This window comes from Branchiibius sp. NY16-3462-2 (genome assembly GCF_001594145.1).
Classification (GTDB): domain Bacteria; phylum Actinomycetota; class Actinomycetes; order Actinomycetales; family Dermatophilaceae; genus Branchiibius.
This window is the reverse complement of record NZ_LVCF01000046.1, coordinates 184,540-190,539: the sequence shown is the minus strand read 5'-3', so window position 1 is coordinate 190,539 and position 6,000 is coordinate 184,540. Positions and strand designations below refer to the sequence as shown.

Below are 6,000 nucleotides of genomic sequence, written 5' to 3'. Positions count from 1 at the left end.
AACCGGCCCAACCCCACCGGGCAGATCGCCGGGTGGAAGAACATCCTGAACGTCCTGTCCCTGACCTACGGCGACCGCCTAGGTCTGAACTAGCCAATGCCACTTACACAAAGAATCCAACAGACCCCGCGAAGCTGGGTTCGGACGGGACCTTCTCCGTGTGGTCTTCTGGTGGGTCGCCGGATTTGTATGTCGATGTGCAGGGGTACTTCACCTCGACCCCGCCACCTGCGGTGACGACCCCGTCTGTGTCAGTGTCGGGGTTGAGTAACTCGTGGGCTGCGACCGGGGCGAGTGTGGGTTTGTCGGCGAGTTCGTCGGGCCCGGCGGGGTACCCGGTCACTCAGTATCGGTATGCGGTCGATGATCCGTCGATGTCGAGCCCGAAGCTGATCAACGTGGCGAACAACGCGACCGGGACGGCGACGTTGGCGGGGTTGGCCGATGGGTGGCACACGGTGTATGTGCAGGCGTACGCCTCCTCGGGGAACATCTCTGACACCAAAACGCTCTCCTTCGGTGTCGGGGTCGCGGCGACGTCCCCGGTCACCGGGGCGGCCTCCACGAAGTACGTGACCCTTTCTGGTCGTGCTCCGGGTAGTTATGTGTCAGTGAAGTGGAGGTACCGGCGCGCGCCCGCTGACTCTTGGACTGATATCCCGGTCGCGCAGGTCACCAATGCTGGTGCGGGCATCGGGTCGTGGCCGGTCTCGACGGGCGGGTCCAGCAGCAACGGGTGGGTCGCGCCGTCACTGGTATGGGACGCCGGGACCACTTTGGGTAACGACGGATCGGTGATGGTGGCGCCGTGCTACTACGTCTCCGGCGGGGGTAGCGAGAAATGCGTTGCGGATGCGGCGGCACCGACGGTCACGGTTGACCGGTTGGGTACTGCGAACACGGACGCGTCCACGTCTCTGGGCGACGGTTTGCTGGACTTGCTCACGGGGAACCTGACGATTTCAGGTTCCGATGCAAACCTGTCAGGTGCAGCGGCGGTGTTGTCGATATCCCGCACGTTCAACACCCTGGCACCGACCCGGGCAGGCGACACCGCGACCGGCAAGGCCAGCATCTTCGGGACGGGCTGGACCACCGCGCTCGGAGTGGACTCGGCCGGATCGGACTGGACCGGGCTGTCGGACCGCGGGACCTCGGTCGTGGCGGCGGGGTCGCGCGGGTCGTTGGTGACGTTCGCGAAAAACGCCGCCGGCACCTACCTGGCCACCGGTGACGACGCCAGCGATGGGTACACGCTGACCGCGGGCAGCGGTGGCACGAATGGCCCGGTGTCATGGACGATCCGCGACCTGGACGGCAACTCCACCCTGTTCGCCGCCCCGTCGGGTGGGTACGGCGCGGCGGCGTCACCGACCGCGGCGCACGCCTACACCGTGTCCTCGGTGACCCAGCCGGGATCGGCTCAAACGACGACGTACACCTATGACGGGTCGGGTCGACCGACGCGAATGCTGGCCCCGCAGCCGGCGGGTGCGAACTGCGCGGCCAGTTGGGCCGCAGGGTGTCAGGCGTTGGACTTGTCGTATGACAGTAACGGGCACCTGACCAAGGTCGTCCTGGACAGTTTCGATGCGGGTGCGGCGTTGTCGATCGCGATTGCCTGCTACAGCTACGACTCCAGCAACCGGTTGTCCCAGGAGTGGGACCCACGCAACGGCACCGCCGGCGCCTCCACATCGTGCGGGTCGCCGGTGCGAGCGAGTAGCTACAGCTACGACAGCAACGGGCGCCTGTCCGCGATCACCCCACCCGGTTTAGCGGGCTACCAGTTCGGCTACGACGGCATGGGCCGGTTGACGGCGGTGTCGCGGACGCACAACTCAGCTAATGGCGGTGGTACGCAGACCACGACGGTCGTGTATGGGGTACCGACCGCGGCCGACGCGGCGAACCCGGCGTACCGGCCCGATCTGAGCAGCGCCGCGATCGCGGCCTGGGCGCAAGCCACCCCTCCGGTGACCGGGACCGCGGTGTTCTCCCCCGGGCACGCCGCGTCCAGCACTGACCTGCGCGGGGCGAGCGTGTCGTACCTGAACGCTGACGGGCGGACAGTGAACACCGCGGACTATGCGGGTACGGACGCGTCCGGGTGGAATATCACCACCACTGATTACGACAGCCACGGCAATGTGGTCCGGTCGTTGACCGCCGCCAACCGGAACAGGGCGTTGAACGCCATCGATAATGATTTATACATGGGGTACTCCACCCAGGCCGCTGCGATGATGCTGTCAACTACGAACACCTACAGCTACGACGCGAACGGGGTCGGCGACCTGACTGACACCTATGGCCCGGCCCGGTGGGAGTCCACCACCAGCGATGGGGAGCTGTTCCGCGACCACACCCACACCACCTATGACACGGGCAGCGAGACAGCTCACCCCGCTGGTGGGGTGTTGCACCTACCGGTCTCATCGACCAGCTCCGCGCAGTGGATCGACGACGCAGGCACGGTCCATGAAGAGGACCCCGTCGTGACGACCACCGAGTACGCCCTGTCGAGTAGCGACGCTACCGGGTGGACGTTCCGCTCACCGATGCGAGTCAGCGTTGATCCCTCCGGTTTGAATATTCAGACCATCACCCGGTACGACGCGACCACTGGCGCCTCCATCGAGTCACGTCAACCGAAGTCCAGCGGCTCGGACGCGGGAACGACCGACACCGTGTACTACACCGCCGGTACCAACGCCGCCGACTCCGCGTGTGGGAACAAACCGGCCTGGGTCGGCCTGACCTGCACCACCGGACCCGCAGCGCAACCGGGGGTTTCCGGCCTTCCGGGGATCCCGACGACCCGAATCAGTAACTACGACTACCTGGGCCGGGCGACCAGCACCACCACCTCGGTCGCTGATTCCAGCGGTGCCACCAAGACCAAGACATCCACGGTCACCTACAGTGACTCCGGGTACGGCAACGACCCCGTGACTAATTCGACGACCGGTGGTCTGGGGGCCGCGGTGCCGACCGTGACGACCAGTTACGACGCGAGCACCGGCCTGGCGACCGGTGTATCCGCAGCCGCGATAGCCACCCAGTCAGCGACGGCGTCGTCAACGTCGTACGACGACTTCGGGAACGTCACCGGTTACACCGAGAACACCACCGCGACGGGCAACAACGCCAACACCGTCACCACGAGCTACGACACCGCCGGGCGCGTCGCCAGCATCAAAGACGCTCACGGCACCACCAGCTACACCTACAACCAGAACGGGGAGTACCGCGACCAAGCAACCTCCGAAACCGTGACCGGGTTGGGCACGATCACCGCAACCTACGACGCCGATGGGAACCTGAACAGGCAATCCTTGCCCAACGGGATGACCACGACCATCGTGCGTGACGCCGCAGGATTCACCAAGGAGCGGTTGAACATCAACGCTGGTCGGATCTGGCTGGACGAGTACACGATGCCGGACGCCCAGGGCCGCCAGACCCTCGACATCTCCGCAGGTGCAGGCAGCTACACACGCGTCACCGGATATGCCTACGACAAAGCGGGTCGCCTGATCAAGGCCACCGACGGCACCGCATCGCAGGGCTGCTATGTCCGCACCTACGGGTTCGATAGTAACTCCAACCGCACCAGCCAAGCTGTGTACAACCCCACCAGCTCCCCGTACTGGAACGACACCTGCCAAACCACGACCCCAACCAGCAGCACCACCCACAGCTACGACACCGCCGACCGCCTACAACCCTCCGGCACCGACACCGGCCTGGTATACGACGCATTCGGACGGATCACCACCCTGCCCGCCGCCGACACCCCCAACAGCAGCGGCGGGAACGTCACCAACAGCTACTACACCAACGACCTGGTCCGGTCGATGACCCAAAACGGCACCACCACCGCCTGGGCGTTGGACGCATCCGGGCGATTCGCCAGCTACGTCACCACCGGAACCGGAGCAGGCACCAAAACCAACCACTACGACAACGCGTCCGGGGACTCCCCAGATTGGATCGCCGAAAACTCCGACGCATCCAACTACACCCGCAACGTCACCGGGATTGACGGCAACCTAGTCGCCACCATCGACCAAACCGGAACCGCGACCTACCAAATCACGAACCAACACGGCGACGTCACCGCAACCGCCACCGTCGGCGCCACAGACCCGGCCAACTACTACCTCACCGACGAAGCCGGCAATGCCGTCGGCACGTCCAGCGAACCATCCCGGTACGGACCACTGGGCGCCGATGGGCGCTCGAGAGAGACGCCTGCGGCTTTGGCACTCATGGGAGCGAGGCTGTACAACCCAGTTCTTGGCTCGTTCCTCTCAGTAGATTCAGTGCGGGGCGGAAATGCAACTCCGTATGGATACCCGACCGATCCGACCAATAGCTCCGATGTCACCGGAAGATCTCAATGCTCCCACTGCGAAGGCGGAGGCGGAGGGTTCAACGGGTTTCACATGCGACATTCTTGGCATTTGTGGGGATTGCATGTCTTCGTGTATTTTAGTCGATCGGAAGATGATTGGATTTACTATCACGCTTGGACAATCGCTGGAGCAATTACCCTAATTTGTTCGGTAATTGCATTGTTGAACGCAGCAGCTGGCGTTGGCTGTGAAGCCGGGTTAGGAATTCGAGCATTCATAATCATCGATGCACTCGATAGAGCCCGAGATCGCGGGCGACGACTCTCGTTAAATATTCGCGCGACATGGGCCTTTACATGGTTCACAACGGGAGAATGGTGAGCTGTGAGGATACTCGGTATTACATTTTCGGTTGTCGTCGCAATTTTGGGCATGTTCGTTCTGATTGTCGGTAGCGCGCCGCAATCGAAGTATCTCGGCGCCGTCATGTTTGGGTCTGCCGTCGTTTACGGTGGGAAATGCTGGAAGGGGGCGAGAGAGGAGAAGTGAGTTGGGTCCCCGATAGTGGTATTGCGGGGTGTGTTCGGGACGGACATGGGCGGCCACCGCGCGATCCTGCGAGTTCACCTCTCGCAGATCTTTCGCGGTTGACGTCGTCGGCGTCCACGCGCCCGTCGGGGGGGTGTCCCTATGGTCTTCGTCAAGCCGATGCGGGTTGCCGGCTTTCGTAGAGGGTGCCGTCGCGGAGCATCGCGTATAGGACGTCGCAGCGTCGGCGGGCTAGACAGATCAGGGCTGCGTTGTGCTTATTGACCTGGGTGCGTTTGCGGCCGACCGCCATGGGACTGGGAAAGATACTGAACTGTCCCAAGTTTGTTTGCGAGGACTGCAATTGACCGGCGGTCGAAAATCCGGAGCGGGCCTCATTCCCGAATTCAATCCCGCGAGGAACCCGGGGTCTGTCCGGAACTTTGTGCAGCGGCGTGGTGTGAGGTCCCTGCCGGAGGTGGGGTCTGGAAGGACGATCGCGTCATGTCTGGTGAGCAAGCGCGTGAGTTGGTAACAGTGCCAGTGGCCGAGGTCGTTGACATCGATGGGTTGGCCGAGCAGCTGGTGCGGGACGACGGTAACGCTCGTAGCGGCTCCAGCGCCAAGACGGTGCGCACCGAGATCGGGCAGTGGGTTCAAAGGACGCGTCGTACCCGTCGTCCATTCGGCGTAACCAGATCGCCCAGCAGAGCTGATCGAGTCCGCGATTGGAGCGGTATTCGATGCGGAACAGCCGGAACCCCACGGCTCGTCCCCACCGGTCCTCCGGCCTAGAATGCCCGGTCTGTCGGCCCTATCCGGTGTGCCCGGGCACGGCCTGCCGAATGGCACGTAGAGAAGGGATCAGCGGATCGGATGACCACCTCGACCTGCTGCAGGTGGGACGACTCGGCGATCAGGCCGAGCACTCCCCGCAGGTTGATCTGCGCCCGGATGGACTTCGATTGCGCCTCATGCCGCAGAGCGGCGCGGGAACTGGGCCTGATCGGTTCGGCGATCCGGCTGATCAGTCTGGCGCCCACGCTCATCGTCGGCGCATCGAACTAGGCGGTCGCGACTGCGCCAGTCCGTCGGCTGGGAATCGTCCATC

1 protein-coding gene and 1 pseudogene are annotated in these 6,000 nt (G+C 63.8%); one reads left to right on the top strand and one right to left on the bottom strand.

The window, feature by feature from the left end; all coding sequences use genetic code 11:
• The first annotated feature begins 374 nt into the window (after nucleotides 1–374).
• On the top strand, nucleotides 375–4,742 hold the full coding sequence (locus tag AZH51_RS18210) for a hypothetical protein (RefSeq protein WP_291526278.1): 4,368 nt from the start codon (nucleotides 375–377) through the stop codon (nucleotides 4,740–4,742).
• Nucleotides 4,743–5,061: 319 nt separating this feature from the next.
• Here the strand turns inward: AZH51_RS18210 and AZH51_RS18205 are convergent.
• Nucleotides 5,062–5,190 (bottom strand): annotated as a pseudogene (locus AZH51_RS18205) (IS110 family transposase); the annotation flags it as partial.
• Nucleotides 5,191–6,000 lie beyond the last annotated feature (810 nt).

What these genes read in the sequence shown, in the direction of transcription:
- AZH51_RS18210 (WP_291526278.1), top strand. Translation starts at nt 375, where the DNA reads ATGTCGAGCCCGAAGCTGATCAACGTGGCGAACAACGCGACCGGGACG.